Genomic DNA, 19,027 nt, shown 5'->3' with positions numbered 1-19,027 from the left:
TTTCGAAATAAAATAGAACACACCATTTAGGTGCGTTCTGTGTTAAATTTAGCCAAGCGTAATTTTATCTACTCGGCGTTTTGACATATCAACTGTGTGTTCAAAGATCTTGCCTGAGCCTAAAGCACCTTTTATTTTTTCCACAGACACCTTTTTTACGTAGGGACTATTTAACTTAATTTGATCTACTCCATATTTAATGAAAGTTTCTTCATCGCTACTAGGCAAGGAGTACATGAATCCTTTGATATACTCATACATTTCAAGCTTACCGACAGCTAAATATGTCCCTGAATGTATAAATGTAACTGACAGACGATAGTACAGATATGCTGTTTCGTTTATAAAGTTAAAACTTCTTGGCTCAACACTTGTCCATGCTGGATTATTCTCTATTCGATCTAGCAATATCCAATTCCCCCCATCAACTGATCCTTCGAATGTCCAACTTTTGGGGGTATTATCGTAGACAGTTCCATTGTTTCGGTTGGTTATAACGTATTTCGAAATAACTTTCGGAATATTAAACTTGTATTGCAACCATCCATCTGCTTGACCATTCGTTGTTACCCAACAATCCCCCGCTCCTGTATTGGTTTGATTAAATGCAAAATAAGGATAGTAAGTGGTTGTAGTATATTGTGAACTTGCACTAACTTCCCCCGAAGGAGAAGTATTAGAAGTCATTGGAGGAATAGCGTTTTCAGTTGAGATAATGTCTTGTGAAGCTGAATAGACTCTACCGCCAGATGAAAGTAAGATTTTATGTTTAATGTCATACTGTAAATATCCCTGTGGCACTTGATAAGAGAATGCTTTACTTTCAAATCTAGTAGTTGCGGTTGAAGGTACACTAGTCCCTGTTGGATTTCCGTAAAAAGGGTATACAGTTCCAAGAGGTTTAATGTCAGTGAATGCTACTCCTTGTGTTACACCGTTCTTCCAAAACTCAATTGTTCCAGCTTCCATATCCAATAGTACACTTATAACATCTCCTAAACCAAAAGTGGCTCCATAAGAAGTACCCGAAGTTCCTCCCCACTTTGCCGCGCCACTAAAGTAACCTCTATGATTCACAGTATTCCATATCTGTCCACCTGTTGTGGTGCTAGTTACACCTACTATTGCACCCGCGCTTTGAACTATTACTTCCCAGTACCATTTGCCCGAAGACACTCCATTACCTGTTGCTATGGTAGATTGTAAATGCGTGGGAAGTGTAGCGGTTAATTCATTGTTACTCAAGGATACGCCATTAAATGATCTCCATGATATACTCATATCTTTATTCATCTCCCTTCTAAGTGGAATCACTATTAAAAAAACAAAAAGAAGTAGAGCATTCAAACCCTACTTCACACTTACACTTGTTATTTCGAAATACTTTTTCAGATCAACACTTCCTTTGAACAACTTGCCTGATCCTAACGATCCATTGGCAGTCATGGTCTGAACGAAAACTTCGTTTTTTCTATCTAATACAGATAGATCATTTATTCCGTCATTAATAAAAGTGTCTTCTGATGGTAAAGTTGCTGAAATCGTATTCCAAGTTAAAACTCCAGTTTGGTATTTCTTATACGCTCCATCATGATGGATGAAAGATCTACTAATTGGAAGAATTTCAATTTCAAGTAATGGTCTGAATCCAGTAGCAGTTGCCGCCGCAATATAAGAGGTTGGATTATATCCACTTGCTCCTGCATTACCACTTGCACCTCGCCCTGTTCTGTTTGCCGAACCAGCGGTATTAGTTGTGGAAGTCCATGAAGATCCACCACTATAATTCCACACGTTGTCGTCACCAGCAATGATCGTTCCATTCAGTGTTGAGTTAACAATATATTTATCCCATTCATTGTCCTTATCTGTTGTGTTAATACCGCCTGTGAGAAGTCTAAGAATTGGTGAATCTAAACTTGGTATTGAGTCCTTTACGATCAATTGGAACATATCAACTGCCATCGTTCGAACGTATGCTCCACCATTATTTGCAGTGAATACTAGACGATACGTTTTATAATTATCTTTATTCGTGAAGACATACTCCCGATATTCTCCTGTTGACCATGATGTTTGATTGGTCTTGGTTTCAAGCACAGTCCAATTAATTCCATCATTAGATCCTTCGAATCTCCAACTCTTAGCGCTATCCGTACTTGTATTAGAATTCGGTCCTTTTATGCCATATTTATTAATAACTGTTGGTTGCGGGAATGTATAGCTGATCCATGCTCCGTTCCACTTGCTATTCTCCATGAGCCATCCTGCATCTGCGGTATTTTTATCAAAAGCCTTCCATGCTTCAAGGGATGCACTGTAAGTTGTGCTTGCCGCCGCTACACCTTGGGGAGTTGTATTGGATGTCATTGCTGGAATCATGCTAATATAGTATCCTTTCTTCGGAAGTGGAGCTCCACTACCCGAAGCAACACCGCTTGCATTTATTGTATCCCAACTAATACTATGCTGAATGTTTCGATCTGCAATAAGTTTCAATCGACCAGCACGATCTTTGTCTACACAAATAAAATACAAGTCTCCACCTGCACCAGCAGAAGTTCTAATAAATGGCGCTGTCTCTTGACCAAAGAACGCAAAATTCCCCACCACTCCATTATTTGTAGAGTAGTAACAGCGAATCCGTTTGCCAATAGTGAGATCTATCGGATCAGTTACTTCATCAGGATGAAACATTCGTCCATCAAGGTCAATGTCTACAGCATCTATTCTGATGTTTTTGGCTTCAGGAGAATATATTTCAATTGTATGAAGAGAATTTTCAAGCCCCGTTTTTTCGAAAACAAGAACTTGATTTATAGCCGAATTACTATAAAAAGAAACATCGTAAGGAGTACCATCAATAGATATTTTTCCGATAGTGGTTGAGTCTGAATGAGTCATAGTTATCAATCTGAGCTTAGTTCCTTTAAATGTAAAGGTAGCTTTCTTGTTAACTGTATTATTGGAAGCACTGAATGAATTGTTGTAGGAACCCGTTTGTCCTGAAGGATATCTTAACCATCCATCATATTTGATCTCTGAACTTGAATCATCATACCTCTTCCATTTATCTTCAGGGGCAGTTAGAGTATAACCATGAAGATAACCTGTTTCATCAATATCTATAGCATCCATAATAAAGTTAGTACGATTATGCCCTACTGTAATTGTAACTTTGTGAAATCCAAGAGGTAAGTTCGTTTTTTCATAAACGATTGCATTTAATACAGCAGTTCCCGATTTATATGTATTAAATGATTCAGTGACACCATCTACAGTAATCGTATTATCAGAATGTCTATCTTGTGCAATGTCAGATATGATCCTGACCTTCGTTCCATAAAAACTAAATGAAACATAGTTGTTATCTGCGGCTCTGGTTGTTACATTCACACTGCCATTGAAATACTTATCCCCAGTTACTTTGTACCAACTTCCTGTATAATTCAATCCCGCATGTGTATCATCATAACGTCTCCATCCTGATTCTGGTAGTGCCAGCTGGTCTCCTACTGTAGCCATATATTACACCTCCCTGTATTCAAATACTGGACGAAAACCTATATAATTCTGAGATGCTGCGCTTCCTGTAAAAGCAACACCTCTATTGTCATCTCGTTTCTCAAACCCTCGCACTATTCTGCTTGTTGAATTCGCTGTTAAGGTTGTCCCTTTGTTCGTAGTCCATGAACCAAGAACAGGCGTTTCCTTTGCCCAACAAAACACATTATGGTGATGCCAAACATTATCGTCATTAGGTGTAGCCTTGCCACCTAAATTGGACTTCATAATATATTTGTCATATTCATTATTATTGGGGAATGCTCCTAATCCTAATTCCTTCATACTCAGTTTTCCATCCTTGTCTGCATATCCTACTCCACCAGATATACTGCGTACAACACCTGAGACACCACCAAAGGTTTTTGGCAACCCTTCGATAATCTTATTTGCATTCATTGAATCCCAAGTGACAGTATGATGTCTAATGCGATCAGAGATTAAAAGACCTTTATCTACTTTAATAGCGTACCAGTAGTAGTTGTTTAAACTTGTAGTACCCACCAACCCATTTACAGGTATTTCGTTTATTCCTAGAGTGCCATCTATACATTGCTCTCCAGAAGAATCATATCTCCATACAATATAGTCGCCAATCTCCATATCACTTATATTCGATCTCAACTGCCCTGTAGTCGCTGGAACTGCCATAAAATCACCCCTTACTCACTCTTATTCTATCTACTTTCTTAAATTTAGATTTTTCAACCTTTTGACGTAGCACTCTCCCTGTTGGAGTATCCGCTACTCGTTCCATGTTCAATTGATATATTTTCTTTAAGCCTAGTGAACCAGAATCACTTTCAATAAAAGGATTACTGTATTTATCCTTCTGGTTAAAATCGTCTATGTAAAAGTTCGAATATTTCTTTTCTGCAAAAATCTCAATTTTCACCTTGGCATACTTTGCTGGAGATTTAGGACCAGTCACATCTGCTATGATTTCCTCATACGCCCCCCACTCAAAGCCATCCTCAGATGTAGTCCAGTAGATTTTGTATGATGCTCCCCCTACTACATCTACCTTTGCAGCCACACCTTTAAATGATGCGATCTTATCCTGAATCCGGATAGGAGTGGACTCCCAAGACCCATTAGCTGGATAGATTGAATTTCCGTCCGCATCTTGGCTCAACTCTCTTAATTTCAACTTTTGATCCTCAACTACCGTATCTTGAAAATCACCAACTGATACATCTATCTCCAGTGCAATTTCTTGAATCGCCATATTCCCACCACCTATCTCATATCAAAAATCTCAACGAATGTCCCAGTTTATGATTCCAGCATGATTTGCCTTTAACGGGGCTACAATTTGATCTATGACAAAGCCATTTTTACGAATAACCAATTCCCCTGGAAGATTCTGGTCTGAGGTGATTTTAATTTGGAGAAAAGCATTTCCGCTCAGCGGCAGGGAACACACACATTGAAAGTTAATCTGCACATCATTCAAATTCATTGTTTTTTTGTATCCGAAGTTAAAACATTCAATCGTATTATTGAAAGCCCCTGAACTCCCAGGACCTGAGTGCCCACTCATGTTCACATCTGAAGTAACATTCTTGAATTGAATGATGTCATTGTATAAAAAGGTCCTGCCCGTTAGCGGGTATTCTTGCTCTTCACATACGTAAGATACAGAGTACCGATCCGCATTGATATGAAACACACCGTTGGCAACATTGTGATACACGTGAGATCCTTGCCCGATCAATCCAAAAGAGACCAACTTTTCCTTGTTAATATTATAAAAACTGTTTGATTGATGTGTTTGCAAATCAAATTCGCTTAAATAAGTTCCATCATAATAATCTGCAATCCATACATAAGCTTGAGATACAGGTGAGCGCGTAAATTGTGTATTACCTAGAATCACAGGATTTCCCCCTTTTAATAAAAAGGACAGGCTGCAATAGCCTGTCCACATCATTGTTTCTTTTTTACACGTAACGATAGGAGATACGTTTCTTGAACTGTTGCTTGCCACTTTTCGCATTCAGCGGTACTACACATTGAATGGATAGGGTCACATAGTTACCGGCCGCATCTTGAGGATTTCCATTATTACTCACGCCCAAGATTTCTTTCGGCCCGGGTGCAAATGGTGCTGCATAAGCGGTTCCTGTATGGTCTTTAGTTGTCTTGCCTGTTGTTCCGATGGGTTTGGAGAAATCCTTGCCAATACGAGAACTTTCTTCTTCCAGGTCTGTCTCCCCCAAGGAGTCAACCTGAACGTGGAACCAGTTATTCTTCACCACTTCTACATCATGAGCCTCTGTGTCACCAGTACCACCAGTCATATCTCGCGTTGTAATCGTGCAATCTTCCATTTTAGATACGTCCGAAGCACCGTTCTTATTGTTCCATACATTGAAAATAAAAATATCACTTTTGCTATCTGCATCAATAACCTTGTAGTCGAACGGTGCACTAATCTCATTACTATGTGTAGCATCCATCCATGAAATAATCGGTTGTGTCATTATAATCCATCTCCTTTGATTTATGTTCTGATTGTTAATTGAATTGTAAGATGTTGTATATTTGAACCTGCTTCGATGATGTTGATTCTGAAGATATCTCCAGCCTCCACTTTTTTCATCTCAAATGTAGCCTCACCGTCATCTTGATGTTGAAGTGCCTCAAACTTCAGTGGACTTCCCATCACATCCTGCCAGTGAATGAGATCCTTGGATCGTTCAATCCTTATTTCAGTTGCGGTATCTCCAGAAACTCCACAGTAGCCTTTTACATGTAAAATCTCGCCATCGAATGGAAAGGGGGCTAAAACTCCCAGTACTTCCGAATACACCCGAGATTCTTTGCAAAAGACCATAACGCGATCCTGTACTTCCAGCGGAATTTCATTTAATTTGAGATGTTCAGCTGTACTCATGAGCCCATCCACATCGGAATTAACCACCTGAAGGTTTTGACCAAATACATCAATCTCAACCCATGTCTTACCATCATAACGATATCTCTTACCATCCTTATACGTCTGTACTGTCCAGCCTATTTCAGGAGAAGGGTACTGCATACGTAACTCCTCAAAATCAGCAACTGGACTCTGATACACAAGTCGAGTCGTCTGATAAGCCTCTTTTGCTTTTCCGGCAGCCTGTAAGGCTTCGCCAGCAGCCTCCAGTGCACGTTTGATGGCGAGTTCGGTTTCCCCAGGATCTCCAGGCTGTCCAGGACCGCTATGTTTCACCGCTTCTCTAATTAAAGACTCTACATGTGCTAAAGTTATCCCATTTGACATAATTCACCTACCTAAGCGTTATGTAGCATATCTTCTTTATAAGACGGTTTCAAAGTTGATACCTCCCCCATAACTAGGAAACCTGTCTCTGGCTTATCATTAAAGAAATTCTTGAACAACCATGCGAAGCATTGCTGTGTCTAGCTTTAGAGAAGTTTTCTAATTGGACTAATGCCAGCTTTTTTGCACTCCTTGCAGTATTTCATTCGGTTCGATTTTGCCAGCATCCGTTTTCCGCATACGGTACAATTTTTAATATTTTCTCCTTTCCAGCGAGAGTACTCCAACACAAAATCATCGAAGCGAACTAACTGGAAGGCAACCTCACCATGCTCCGCAGCGAACAAAACCTGTACATTCGTTGAATCGACGCGTTTACTTTCTTTGAGATACCCTAACTGAATAAGTTTGTGCACCAATAACCCCTGATCTTTTTTGCTTACCGCCATTTGGGTATCACCATAGATCTCTTTCCATTGATTATTAATCCAATACGTATCATTTTCATTGATTTGATTGTTGATCTTACTATAGACCAGTAAAACAAAGGCCAATTTCTCAAGTCGTTTACTTTTAAGTTGTTTGATCTTTTGAAGTTCTTCGAGTGTTACAGTTACATGATCAATTTCGAGTAGGGTGCTCTGGTTGGCAACCTCCCTTATCTTGATATACTTCTGTGACTGCTTAATGATCCGATTGAGGAATGTATCCCACTGGACAGCATTGTAGTCTGGGTAGTATTGTGTCATGAACTGATTTAATAACATGTACGTATGTTCGGCGTTCTTCCCCTGTTCAAGCCCATATTTAGCTAAACAAATCAACGTTTTGGTTGGCTTCTTATCCATGATCCCATGTGCGATGGCCTGCTCGGCATGATGACGTTCATTCAGAATGATTTTCAAGGGCGCTGCTCCTTCACATGCATTTGGGTCATTTTAAAGGTTCTCCCGGCATATTCAATATCGCCGTCCGGGTCTCTAACCGGATAATGGATGATGTGATCATTGCGAAGCAAAAGATTCCGAATAATCTGATCTCCCGACACATCCCATACAAATTGCTTTGATTTCTCCGTATTTCGATAACACATGTCCACAATCATATTGCACAAATCTTCTTCGTTATTGCAGATCTCCAGCGCCTGCTCCTTAAAGCGTGAAACAAACAACTGCCATCGGGCTGATCTTTCTTCCTTTTTCACCTTGCTCTTACGCAGATTGGTCATATAGCTACGTAACTCTTCGTTATGCATTTGATACAAGCGTTGAATCTCTTTATAACGAACTTGAGAGTATTTTTTGGTACTCATCAATATCGTATGATCAAACAGCCTTGCGGTCTGTTTTAACTTCAACTTGTTGAACTCGTCTTCCACTTGATGGCATAATCGGTTCATCACAGAAGGTGCCTTGGATACAGGCATTCTCTCTTCATACTGTGCCAGGAACAGTTCCTGATTCGGTGATAGCTCCTTCTTTGAATACAATTCATCAATAGTCAAGCCAAATAACTGCAAACACTTCTGACTCGTTTTTTCTACATAGGTGGTATATTCTTTTTTCTGCTCCGGGTCATTGTATATGAAAAAATAAGGCTTCTTGTGTGCTACCATTTTCAAGGCAGACTCGTCCGTTACCGCAGCGCGAATATCATACCAGTGCTTCGGCATCTTTTTACATTCAATCCCTTTGGCCTGGTCAATGGCATTTTGCTGATAATGCTGCCCACACTGAATTCGATACATCATTTCCTGATATTCTGCACTATGCTCCTCATAGTTGGCTAATACATCGAACATGGATGTGATTTTGTTCGTTGTGAAACCGATCAGGTCACCGAAGCTGTCTTTGTTGGCCTGAATCAGATCCTTTTCATACGGAATTTTTTTGGCAGAGGTTTTTTGTACACACACAATCGCATCTAACTCCTGAATTGCCCCAAGAATCGTTTTGTTATCCGTAGTTAAGATCTGATCACTATCCATATCTGCACCATTCAGAGAATGCGTTGTCGTATCCCATGAATTTAAGATCGTGACCGTCTTCATATAGCGATACCAATGCTGCATTTCATCCGTATTCTTGAAACGAAGTACCTTGATATTGTTATGACAAGTCATTGGAGCTCTGAAGCAAGCCACGCTATTAACATGACGCTCATTCCAATAGCTGGAGTAAAACTCACCTGAACTCAGCAGTCCAGTTAAAGGCATACCAAATATGCTCTGACACAATGTATAGGGATCGCCAGATATAATGCTAAAATTGCCTTTGACTCTCAGCACACCGATCTTTGCTTCATTCATTTGTTTGCGTATTAAGGTATGGATTTTGCTCCGTACAAAAGGATCATCTATAAGTCGTGGGTCTGCCATCAGCCCTTTAATATAATCATCCGGACTATTTCTGTAATCATTCTCATGAATATGAATCCCTTTGAGAAATAACAGTGCTTTGCGGTGGTCCTCACCCAGCACATCTGTAATCGAGTCAATTGTGGGACGAATGAGTTCACCAATCTCTTTATCATCCAATTGAAGCGATTGAATGAACTGGTAGTTTAAATGACGCTCGTCCTCCAATTCTTCCGGTGTAACCTTCGTTACACTGAATGTGTAGCCATAATACCCGCAACATAACAGGTAATCGTCAATACTGTTATACGAGCTCCATAGTTTGAGCATGGACGTTGTCAGAATTAAGTCTACTTCTCGAATATCCACAGGGTTACCCCAGGCATCATGCACCATATACTTGCCTGCAACTTGATCTGCAAATTCGTGATAATTAAATGTAAATACCATCCCTTTACAGAAGCTATTACGTATACAAAATCCACTCGGGATATATGCATGTCCCAGTTCGGATGCCCATCGTTCACTAAGTGAAGGAGAGATAAGACCGAATCCGTCACTCATATTCATCTGAATAAGCTCATTTTCCCTACTCTCAATGCGAGGGTACTCGGTCTCGGTGTCATCAATCTGAATGATGTTTGCACCAAATTCGGTTATGCAATCTTGAACAACCAATACAAGTTCGGGATGTGACACAGGTGTACTAGTACTACAAGCCAAGGCCTTGTATGCCTCCAGTTTTGCAGGAACCAACTCCTTATTTGGATCTCTGCCGTTATTCAATCTTTTCTCCAAAAGCGAATGAATATCTTCACTCACATAGATGACCGTCGAACTTTTGGCTCCACCCGTAGTAGCCAATAGACGCTTGTATTTCTTGCCGTTGATAGAGAAGGCTTTTGATGAATTCAGTCGGTCATAGTCTTTATTATTTTCAATGACTACCAACAAATAATCCTCGGCAAATTTCAGATTATTCAGTTCTTCATGCAGTTTTTTCATTGTTCTTTTATGTTCAGCATTGGTTTTCAAGGCCTTTAATTGTTGGATCTCCAGCTTGATTCTAGCCAGATCTTCTTCCCTCTCCCTGTAGCCTCGAATACGATCTATAAAACGAAATACTTGATGATTTCCAATAGATGCCATTTCTCCATTTACGGTTGCTTCTTGATAAGTAAGATGCAGATCATAATTCGCTTTTCTAATTCTGGAAGATGTAATTTTATAAACGTATCTCAATCGATCCTGATATGCATTGCCCATTCCCGATTCCCCCTGTTGCTTCCTGTCCTGATTAAATAAATTATAGATTAGACCCGCACGACTGACGCAGGCAAAGAGGTTGATCAGCGGATGAAAAAGGAAGAATATTTGTTCTATTATGGGGAGAAATTAAGGGGCACTTCGGGAGTTGATTCATTTCGAATCTGCATATTTATGCGCCTCTAGCACTATGATAATTTCATTTTTAATGATATAGTGGATTGAAGCGTTTTTTTAAGCTGACATATCTTTTAACGGGGCTGGGATGAATGAAAGAAACCTTATCCAATCAAGAGGAAATCGGCTTTTTATTTAATGTCGATATACTTATTAAGAGCCGCTCAAATGCATTGGCACTGCAGTCCCTGTTGGAGTTCATAAACAAAGAGGAACAAATTGCGGACTTTCGGATTCAATCCGGCATAGAGCTAGGCAAAATTATTGAAGCGACACTCCAGTCCAAGAAGGACTCTTTCGTCACACTTCACAATGAACGTAAAAAATCACAAGTGAGCGCAGCACAGAAGGCGTCCACTGCAACTCAGACACCTACCTCACCTGCTCCAGCCAAAACACAGAACAAGCAAGAGACACCTGCTAGTGAGAAAAAAGCCTCTTCCCAAACATCCAATGTTTCCGATGGAAACTCGTTTGATGCATGGATTGACACGCTTATTAAAGAAAATCGACTAACCCGGATTGTTGTGAATAACAAGAACGGTAAACATCAGAGCATTCCTTGCCGTATTTTAAATTTTGATCGGGATACCAGCGTGGTGAGCATCTACCATGTAGATGAAAAACAAGTATATACGTTCCGAACTAATGAAATTGATGAGTTTCTGTAGCCTGAGTTTAAGTAATCCAAATCCTTTAAAAAGCAAAAAAAAGCAACTTGTGTGGGGAATTTACATAAAATTCTCACGCAAGTTGCTTTTTTAGTTCATGATTACGAATCACGATATAACGTTATCTTCATATATCCTGATTGGGAACAAAGTGACTCTATGCCTAATCAGGAGCGATCCTTACCTCGTTGCCACACATCGAATGCCAATAACAACCATCCGGCAATGAAGGCTACCCCACCAATTGGTGTAATTGCACCCAGAATCTTAATACCAGAAATACTAAGCACATATAAACTACCCGAAAACACGATAATTCCGATAAACAACAACCCTGCTGCCCACTTAAGTTTCGTCGATGCCCCAAGCTGACCAGCCGTCAAACCGATAATGAGCAAGCCCAGTGCATGAATCATGTGATATTGAACACCCGTCTCATATGTAGCTATGGCCGCTGGCCCAATCGTATCCTTGAGCATGTGAGCACCAAACGCGCCGATCGCCACCGATAGCATGGTCATTACTGCTCCAAGCATCATCCATCTTCGTTGCATGTAAGTTCTCTCCCTTATTTCAACTGCACTTCACTCCTATTATTGTAGCGAATCCACTCCTCCTTTACCAGTCGGGGCGAAGCTTCCAAGATCATATGTCTGTTTGTACTTAACCCACGTACCTTTACCCTATAAATTGTTGAAAACAAGCGTAAATCCTTGATTTTTATCGGTATTTATGGAAAAGTAAACAGGTATGTAATCGTTGTATTTAAGAGATGATCATTACTCTTCGATTAGGTTAATAACACTCATAAGATGTTTAAGGGAGGCAAGTCACAATTATGGATAATCGCGATTCCTATAATTCAGGTTATAACAACACGGATCAGAACCCTGGCCATGCAGATCCATACAATAACAACAGCTATGATGCATACCCTTCAGATCATGAGAGGCATCCGATTGTACCAGTGAAACATTCCGGACCTGGAATCGCCAGTTTTGTTATTGGATTGGTTGCCATCTTGGGTTACATTCTGATATTCTTTATTGCCACCATGGCTATCAACGAGTCCATCGGAGTTCTCACCCCGATACAGGCAGAAGAGATTGCCTTGCATCCAGCAGTGATTCTGGCTTCATTAGCCATTCTGGTCGGCCTGATTCTCAATCTGGCTGGAGGCATTCTCGGAATTATTGGTCTTGTCCTCAAGAATCGAAAAAAAGTTTTTGCCATAATCGGGACCATATTAAATGGAATCATGCTTCTGTTATTCGTTGCACTTATTTTGGTAGGCATGACGCTGATGTAACGGTTTGCATCAGCGTCATGTTTCCTTATAATTAAAATGAATGGGTCTGCACATAAGTATAATTTATATTTTCTTCTAAAAATCATTGTTTTCAAAGGAGATTGACATGTCACGAATCAAAATTTTTGCGGACAGCACAAGTGATCTGGCTCCAGAATGGATCCAGCAGCACGATATCGGCATCATCCCCTTATATGTGGTGTTTGGTGAGGAATCATTGAAAGACGGTGCTGAGATTAAGCCAGAGCAGCTATATGAACGTGTTAGCCATGATGGGCGTCTTCCCAAAACAGCTGCACCTTCCCCCGCTGATTTCATGACGGCATTTCAACCTTACATAGACCAAGGGGATGAAATTTTATATATCAGTTTATCCTCTGAACTTTCTTCTACTTACCAAAATGCACGACTTGCAAGTTCCGAATTTCCGGAAGGTCGCATTTCCGTCATCGACTCAAAAAATCTTTCATCAGGAATTGCTCTTATGGTGATGAAAGCTGTGTATGCAGCCGAAAAGGGGCAGACGCTCAATCAGATTACACACCTGATTGAGGCGATGAAACCAAATGTACGCACCGAGTTTGTCATCGATACACTGGAGTATCTGCATAAAGGTGGACGCTGCTCGGGCATGCAGAACCTGATTGGCAGCCTGCTCAAGATCCGTCCGGTCATCCGGGTAACGGATGGTAAGATGGCACCTGCCTATAAAGTCCGCGGGAAACGGGAGAAAGCTCTGGAGCAAATGCTGAATAATACACTCAGTCAGAAGGATCAGATTGATCCCGACCTTTTGATTGTGGTGCATACCATGGCTGAAGAGGATGCGCTGGACTTGAAGAAGTCTTTACAAGAGCAGACGGGTGCCCGAGTTGAATTGACCACTGCTGGATGTGTTGTATGCAGTCATTGCGGCCCGAAAACGATTGGAATCATCTATAACACGGTTTTATAGTATTACACACAACATCGTATCGTATGACCCCCTCCTTTCTTCTGGATCTGTACGTGGTTACATCCAGTACTTGGACTGGCATACGATATATACGATACAACCAAAAAGGGCATTCCGAGCTTAATCGCTCAGGATGCCCTTTAATATTTTGCTACACTTTAGAATGACCTACATCTGACCCATTGTTCTTTATGTGACGTGAATCAATAACTTTTGGTCCGCAAATCATCCAGACTTTTAAACACGTATCCTTGCTTGCGTGCCTCATCGATAATGGAGCCGAGTGCTTCCGTGTTATCTTTGGATACGGAGTGAAGCAAAATGACAGCGCCTGGATGGAGTTGTTTCAGCACCTGTTGATGTGCATATTGTGCACCACGTTGCACATTGGTATCCCAGTCCTTGTAGGCAACTGACCAGAACACATTCACATAACCCTGAGCATGACTCTCAGCAAGCGTACGATTGTTAAAAATCCCACGTGGTGGGCGTAAAAAGGTGGCTTGTTGACCTGTCAGCCGATTCACCTCCGACTTGACCTTCTCCAGTTCCACTCTGAGCTTTTCATTGGAGATGCGGGTCATATCCGGATGACTCCATGAATGATTACCGACAATATGACCTTCAGCCGCCATGCGTTTAACCAGCTCAGGCTGATCTTTCAGATAATGACCTGTCACAAAGAAAGCAGCTGGCACCTTCTTGGTACGCAAAACATCCAGTATGGCAGGCGTGAATCCATTCTCATACCCGTTATCAAACGTGAGATACAATTCCTTTTGCTTTGTATCCCCCAGGAAAATGGCATCGTTATGTTGTAAAATCGATTTAAAACCTTCCTGATCAATGGAGGGCAGCTGACCGTTTTGACTTTTTTTGAAGCCAAAGTGATACGCTCCGGTAACCGGTGATGCTTCAGCCTGTGCCGGTACCATACTGATGGATAACAGTGCCAACAGTATATATAGAATCATTCGCTTCATTCTATCCGCTCCTGTTCCTGAAAATTCGGTTAGTCGTTTGCACACACGAACACCTTCAGGTAATATGCCACAGGAACAGTTAATGTATGTAAATCCTCAACGATCAAAACGTTTATTTTCAGGTTGCGGCGGAGATTGATGGAACAATTCAAGCAAGGTCTGGGGTTTGCCACTCGAAGCAAGCCATTCCCTCACGGTCTGTATGGCACGAGTCTGTCCATCTCCCCGATCACGCCATGTCAACAGCTCGATTACTTTGATTATCAAGGCGGACATATTGTGATTATCCAGTTCAGACCGATCTGCTCTCAGCTTGTGATACAAAGCCTCCTGTTCCCAATCCAGTAGAATTTCATCACCAATGGTTGGTTTCAAGAGTGTATACGCTCTGTCACAACCTTGACAACGAACCGTGCTAACCTGTTCATCTATAAACTCCGCTCGGACATCCTGCTGGCAATCCGGGCATTTAAATCCCACTTGTATGTTTTTTAGGTTATCGTTCATAATATTGTTCCTCCTGCGATGTGGCATTTACATCATTCAATGCAAAATACGCCTTGCTTATATGCATAATGCTTATGTATGTACTACATCTATACCCGATATTTTGTCGATTCACGCTTATTTCGTAGAAATCCGTAAGGTGCTATAATCTTGTAAATATGTTAAAATATTATACATATCATGGTAGGGAAAAGGCGGGATACTCATGTCAAAGGAAGAGCGCAATATAACCTGGCAATCATCCAGCATCAACAGACAAGATCGGGAGAAACATAATGGGCACCACAGTCGTGCCATATGGTTTACCGGATTATCAGGCGCAGGAAAGTCATCCCTTGCATTTGCCCTGGAGAAGTACCTCTACGACCAAGGCGTACGCTGTTATGTGTTAGACGGAGATAATGTACGTCATGGACTGAACCGTGATCTCGGTTTTACAGCAGGGGATCGTCAAGAAAATCTGCGGCGAATTGGTGAAGTATCGAAGTTAATGGTAGATGCCGGGTTGTTTGTCCTTTCGGCTTTTATCTCTCCTCATGAACAGGATCGGGAGATGGTTAGACAGTTATTTGAACCGGATGATTTTATTGAAATCTATGTGCGCTGTTCAATTCAAGAATGTGAGCGTCGTGATCCCAAGGGGCTATACAAAAAAGCACGCAACGGTGATATCCCGCATTTCACAGGCATTTCCGCTCCCTATGATGTACCAAAATCTCCTTCATTCATCATTGATACAGAGCAATCATCCATTGAGGAAGCCGTGCTAGAGATCGTACAACATTTGGAACAGATCGGTGCTCTCCAGCTTCCGATTCCTTCAAATACAGCACTCGCTCATTAATCCTAATTCATTATACTAACTACTTTACATGAAAGGCGCGCCCATAGTGGCGCGCCTCTTTACGTGATACCATGGCTAGTTATACCAGCGATAAACGAACAAACAGAAGAAGATACAACTACTCTATCCTCCCGCTTGAACGTTTTTTGATGTCTACTTACTTACTGCCCTACAACACCCGCTTGCATATTCAGAAGTTTGCTGAACGTCCCTACCGGATCAGTAGATAACTGCTGGTACCCTCCCTCTTGAATTACCCGACCTTCATCGAGCACAATGACACGATCTGCTGTCCGGATCGTAGACAATCGGTGTGCAATCACGATAATGGTCACATGTCCTTTTAGCCGTTCCAGCGCCTCATGAATGTACTGTTCATTCTCACTGTCGAGCGCACTTGTTGCTTCATCCAGTACCAGTACCGAAGGATTCCGAAGCATGGCCCGGGCAAGCACCAATCGCTGACGTTCGCCCCCGGATAGACGGATACCCCGATCACCAATAATCGTATCCAGACCCTGAGGCAGCTTCCGAACAAAAGCCGCAGAGGAGGAAAACTGCAGAGCCTGCCACATCTGTTCTTCACTTGCATTGGGATCAACAAGACGCAGATTCTCACGAATACTGGTATGAAACAAGAAGGGGTCCTGGGAGACATATCCGATAGAACTTCTCCAGCTTAATAAGCGTTCTTCTGACAGAGGAACACCGTCAATCAGAATACGACCGCTCTCTGGCCTTACAAGGCCCATAATCAGATCTATTAGTGTGCTCTTGCCTGCTCCGGATTTACCTACAATCGCGGTCATGCCCCTTGCGGGAATCGAAGCATGCACATTCTTCAACGAGTACATATCACTTCCCTCATATCGATAGCAGACATCCTCACATGTAATCGATTCCTGAAGTATCATTGGTTGAATCACATGAGACCCAGTCTCTCCAGCTGAAGCAACTTCTTCACTAATCTCACGACTCTTCGCCGTCTGCGCTTGCAGTTCTCTTACCACACGAAACGCAGGCAACATGGAACTGATGTACTCCAGATTGGACTGAATCGCTGTAAACCTTGGCCATAAACGGGAAAAGATAAGGATGATGAGCAGCAGACTTGCAGGAGGCACCGTCATGACACGGAGAGAAAGATAGATAAATGCCGCAATAATGATCGCCGCAGACATCCGATGAATAAGTTGTGTTCCACTGTTTAATTGGCTAAACTGAATGACATTGCGTTCAATCTGTCTGCACATGCGCTCGAACCAGCTTATATGTGAACGCTCAAGCATGTTGCTCTTGATATCCTTAATGCCGTTGAAATGCTCGGTAATACCATTATAATAACTTTGCGAGAATTCAGAGGTTTGGTCTCCGATCTGCTTGGCCCGCTTGACGAATTTTCTCAAGACAATAAATAATAACAATCCACAGACCAGCACTAGTGCTGTCAATTTGGCAGACAACCAGAAAGCTAGACCAATCTGTATCCCCGTAAAGATCAGGGAGGCTGTCATTTGCAGCACAATGCTCGTGCCTTGGCTCACACGTGCAAGCTCAGTCGTTAATATATGGTTAAAATCGGATTTTCGTTTTTGGAGAAAAAATGACCATTGCGCCATGATAATGGCACCATAGGTTTCCATGCGCAGCGTTCGTACAAATTGCTGCTGGATTCGCGTATTACGGATCGTCTGGAGACGCTGCATCCAGGCCTGTCCGTAGACAATCAACACAAAGGTGAACAGTACGAGTAACAATTGGCTATTTTCAGAAAAACGATTCAACCCTTCGCCAAGCCAGGGGATGTTTAAGCCTGTGGAGCCCATCTCAAATATGCCAATCAGACTCAGCATCGGAACAAGCATGTAGATGCCGATCCCCTCCATGAGACTGATACAGATCATTCCTAGCAGATTCCAATATAGAATGGGCCCCGTGACATGGTGCAGCTTTCGCATGAAGTACTTCAATTCCGAGATCATACTTTACCCCTTTCCGTCACCGTATACCTTTTAATTCGCCGCCAGAACCAGAGAAACGGACGCAACGGAAAGTATAGAAAAAACAACGAACGAGGAAGCGGGAATTGATCCACATCCCATGTACTTGGATACAAGCGTTCAATAAAGAAGAACCATTTCTGCTTCGTACTTCGAAGTTTAAACAGATACGATTGATAATTTTTCATATCAGCTGGACTTTCCAGCATGTCATTCATGAACAGTGCGCCTTCACTGGCTAATCGTTTACCTGTACGATCACTCAAGGACATCAAGGACCTGTACGCTGCATCCAGCGGTGTGTTAAATAAATCCGAGGCCAAGCAGAGCGCTTGCGAACCGATCAATAACCGTCCTTCCGCTTTCAGACGCCGTTCTATTTTCTTCACATCAAGTGGCATGCTGCGAATCATCTGGTCGATATCCAGCAACCAGCGTAGTCTGAACCATCCATGCCGCGCTCCATGAGTTACCAGATAAGCCCACAGATCTTCTTGTTCGAGCATGCGGACAGGAGTCTGTGTGTATGAGCTAAACCGGCTGCGTTTCCACAGCAATTCGAAATCCGTTTCTTTGCCCGAATCCGGGTTAAGCCGCCAATGAATCTCCACTTGAGTCTTCTTGACCGGATGGGTGTAACAGATATGATGTTCCCGCCATTTCCAACTACGAACCGTATGCGTGCGCTCCTCTTCCTTGGATACGTAACCTAGGGTGGCAAGAATACCTTCAGCCGCTTCCACATCATCGAATGGAATCAGAATATCCAGGTCTTTGGAGGTACGCATCGATACATCACCATAGAGATCATGTGCGAGCGCCGGTCCCTTTAGTGTAATATTGCGGATGCCGCGTTCACGAAAAGCTCCGCACACCTGCTCCATCTCAGCTGTCAGATGTAACATGCGAAACGTATTGGCCGTATATTGTTGTCTCAGACTCTCCATAACATCGGCAGGAATGATCACCGAGTTCAATTCTTTCATTTTCACGTAAAGTACAGAGTATAAGCGGTGATGATAGACCAGCCGCAGAAAGAGTTGCCAATCCGTTCCCTTCAACTGTGTCTTGAGTTCTTCAGGGGATAGAGCCGTCAGATCACCTCTAATCATGCTCAAAATCAGCTT

Annotated in this window: 18 protein-coding genes; 4 read left to right on the top strand and 14 right to left on the bottom strand. The window is 42.1% G+C overall.

The features are described from left to right. Window positions 1–48: 48 nt before the first annotated feature. From MHH93_RS08840 to MHH93_RS08800, 9 genes are all read right to left on the bottom strand, one after another. Window positions 49–1,281, bottom strand: a complete 1,233-nt coding sequence (locus tag MHH93_RS08840) for an SPRY domain-containing protein (protein WP_500053721.1) — start codon at window positions 1,279–1,281, stop codon at window positions 49–51. A gap of 69 nt (window positions 1,282–1,350) precedes the next feature. Beyond that, window positions 1,351–3,525: a discoidin domain-containing protein gene (locus MHH93_RS08835; RefSeq protein ID WP_500053720.1), complete on the bottom strand. Its 2,175-nt coding sequence runs from the start codon at window positions 3,523–3,525 to the stop codon at window positions 1,351–1,353. Window positions 3,526–3,528: 3 nt separating this feature from the next. Then, complete coding sequence (locus tag MHH93_RS08830) at window positions 3,529–4,215, bottom strand: hypothetical protein (protein ID WP_500053719.1); 687 nt, start codon at window positions 4,213–4,215, stop codon at window positions 3,529–3,531. Between the two features lie 4 nt (window positions 4,216–4,219). Beyond that, a complete protein-coding gene (locus MHH93_RS08825; protein ID WP_500053718.1) occupies window positions 4,220–4,792 on the bottom strand; it encodes a hypothetical protein in 573 nt (190 codons plus the stop codon). Window positions 4,793–4,822: 30 nt separating this feature from the next. Further along, the gene (locus MHH93_RS08820; RefSeq protein ID WP_500053717.1) at window positions 4,823–5,443 is read right to left on the bottom strand and encodes a hypothetical protein; all 621 of its coding nucleotides are present in this window, start codon (window positions 5,441–5,443) and stop codon (window positions 4,823–4,825) included. 64 nt (window positions 5,444–5,507) lie between these two features. Continuing rightward, on the bottom strand, window positions 5,508–6,050 hold the full coding sequence (locus MHH93_RS08815) for a hypothetical protein (RefSeq protein WP_500053716.1): 543 nt from the start codon (window positions 6,048–6,050) through the stop codon (window positions 5,508–5,510). A 20-nt stretch (window positions 6,051–6,070) separates the two neighbouring features. After that, window positions 6,071–6,832 (bottom strand): hypothetical protein, encoded by a 762-nt coding sequence (locus MHH93_RS08810; RefSeq protein ID WP_500053715.1) that lies wholly within the window; start codon window positions 6,830–6,832, stop codon window positions 6,071–6,073. 146 nt (window positions 6,833–6,978) lie between these two features. Next, window positions 6,979–7,737: a hypothetical protein gene (locus MHH93_RS08805; RefSeq protein ID WP_500053714.1), complete on the bottom strand. Its 759-nt coding sequence runs from the start codon at window positions 7,735–7,737 to the stop codon at window positions 6,979–6,981. Continuing rightward, window positions 7,734–10,454, bottom strand: coding sequence for a hypothetical protein (locus tag MHH93_RS08800; protein WP_500053713.1), 2,721 nt, complete (start codon window positions 10,452–10,454; stop codon window positions 7,734–7,736). Before MHH93_RS08800 ends, MHH93_RS08805 begins: the two co-directional genes overlap by 4 nt. A 269-nt stretch (window positions 10,455–10,723) precedes the next feature. On the opposite strand from MHH93_RS08800, the gene MHH93_RS08795 reads away from it, so the two are divergent. Continuing rightward, on the top strand, window positions 10,724–11,302 hold the full coding sequence (locus MHH93_RS08795; RefSeq protein ID WP_500053712.1) for a hypothetical protein: 579 nt from the start codon (window positions 10,724–10,726) through the stop codon (window positions 11,300–11,302). Between the two features lie 167 nt (window positions 11,303–11,469). On the opposite strand, the gene MHH93_RS08790 is transcribed toward MHH93_RS08795, so the two are convergent. Next, the gene (locus MHH93_RS08790; RefSeq protein WP_500053711.1) at window positions 11,470–11,856 is read right to left on the bottom strand and encodes a DUF423 domain-containing protein; all 387 of its coding nucleotides are present in this window, start codon (window positions 11,854–11,856) and stop codon (window positions 11,470–11,472) included. Window positions 11,857–12,140: 284 nt separating this feature from the next. Here MHH93_RS08790 and MHH93_RS08785 point away from each other — a divergent pair, with 284 nt between their 5' ends. Further along, window positions 12,141–12,611: a hypothetical protein gene (locus MHH93_RS08785; RefSeq protein WP_500053710.1), complete on the top strand. Its 471-nt coding sequence runs from the start codon at window positions 12,141–12,143 to the stop codon at window positions 12,609–12,611. A gap of 106 nt (window positions 12,612–12,717) precedes the next feature. Beyond that, window positions 12,718–13,566, top strand: a complete 849-nt coding sequence (locus MHH93_RS08780) for a DegV family protein (RefSeq protein WP_500053709.1) — start codon at window positions 12,718–12,720, stop codon at window positions 13,564–13,566. A 203-nt stretch (window positions 13,567–13,769) separates the two neighbouring features. Here MHH93_RS08780 and pdaA read toward each other — a convergent pair whose 3' ends face one another. Then, the gene (pdaA, locus tag MHH93_RS08775; protein WP_500053708.1) at window positions 13,770–14,549 is read right to left on the bottom strand and encodes a delta-lactam-biosynthetic de-N-acetylase; all 780 of its coding nucleotides are present in this window, start codon (window positions 14,547–14,549) and stop codon (window positions 13,770–13,772) included. Between the two features lie 96 nt (window positions 14,550–14,645). Then, complete coding sequence (locus MHH93_RS08770) at window positions 14,646–15,056, bottom strand: hypothetical protein (protein WP_500053707.1); 411 nt, start codon at window positions 15,054–15,056, stop codon at window positions 14,646–14,648. A 205-nt stretch (window positions 15,057–15,261) separates the two neighbouring features. On the opposite strand from MHH93_RS08770, the gene cysC reads away from it, so the two are divergent. Beyond that, window positions 15,262–15,900 (top strand): adenylyl-sulfate kinase, encoded by a 639-nt coding sequence (cysC, locus tag MHH93_RS08765; protein WP_500053706.1) that lies wholly within the window; start codon window positions 15,262–15,264, stop codon window positions 15,898–15,900. A gap of 161 nt (window positions 15,901–16,061) precedes the next feature. Here cysC and MHH93_RS08760 read toward each other — a convergent pair whose 3' ends face one another. Both MHH93_RS08760 and MHH93_RS08755 read right to left on the bottom strand, forming a co-directional pair. Next, window positions 16,062–17,882 carry an ABC transporter ATP-binding protein gene (locus tag MHH93_RS08760; protein WP_500053705.1) on the bottom strand — a complete coding sequence of 607 codons (1,821 nt, stop codon included), beginning with the start codon at window positions 17,880–17,882 and terminating at the stop codon, window positions 16,062–16,064. Beyond that, window positions 17,879–19,012: a nucleotidyltransferase domain-containing protein gene (locus tag MHH93_RS08755; protein WP_500053771.1), complete on the bottom strand. Its 1,134-nt coding sequence runs from the start codon at window positions 19,010–19,012 to the stop codon at window positions 17,879–17,881. Before MHH93_RS08755 ends, MHH93_RS08760 begins: the two co-directional genes overlap by 4 nt. Between the last annotated feature and the right edge of the window lie 15 nt (window positions 19,013–19,027).

This window comes from Priestia sp. FSL H7-0729, from assembly GCF_038005685.1.
In the GTDB taxonomy this organism is placed as follows: domain Bacteria; phylum Bacillota; class Bacilli; order Paenibacillales; family Paenibacillaceae; genus Paenibacillus.
The sequence above is the reverse complement of the archived record's forward strand: the minus strand, read 5'-3'. Positions and strand labels throughout refer to the sequence as shown.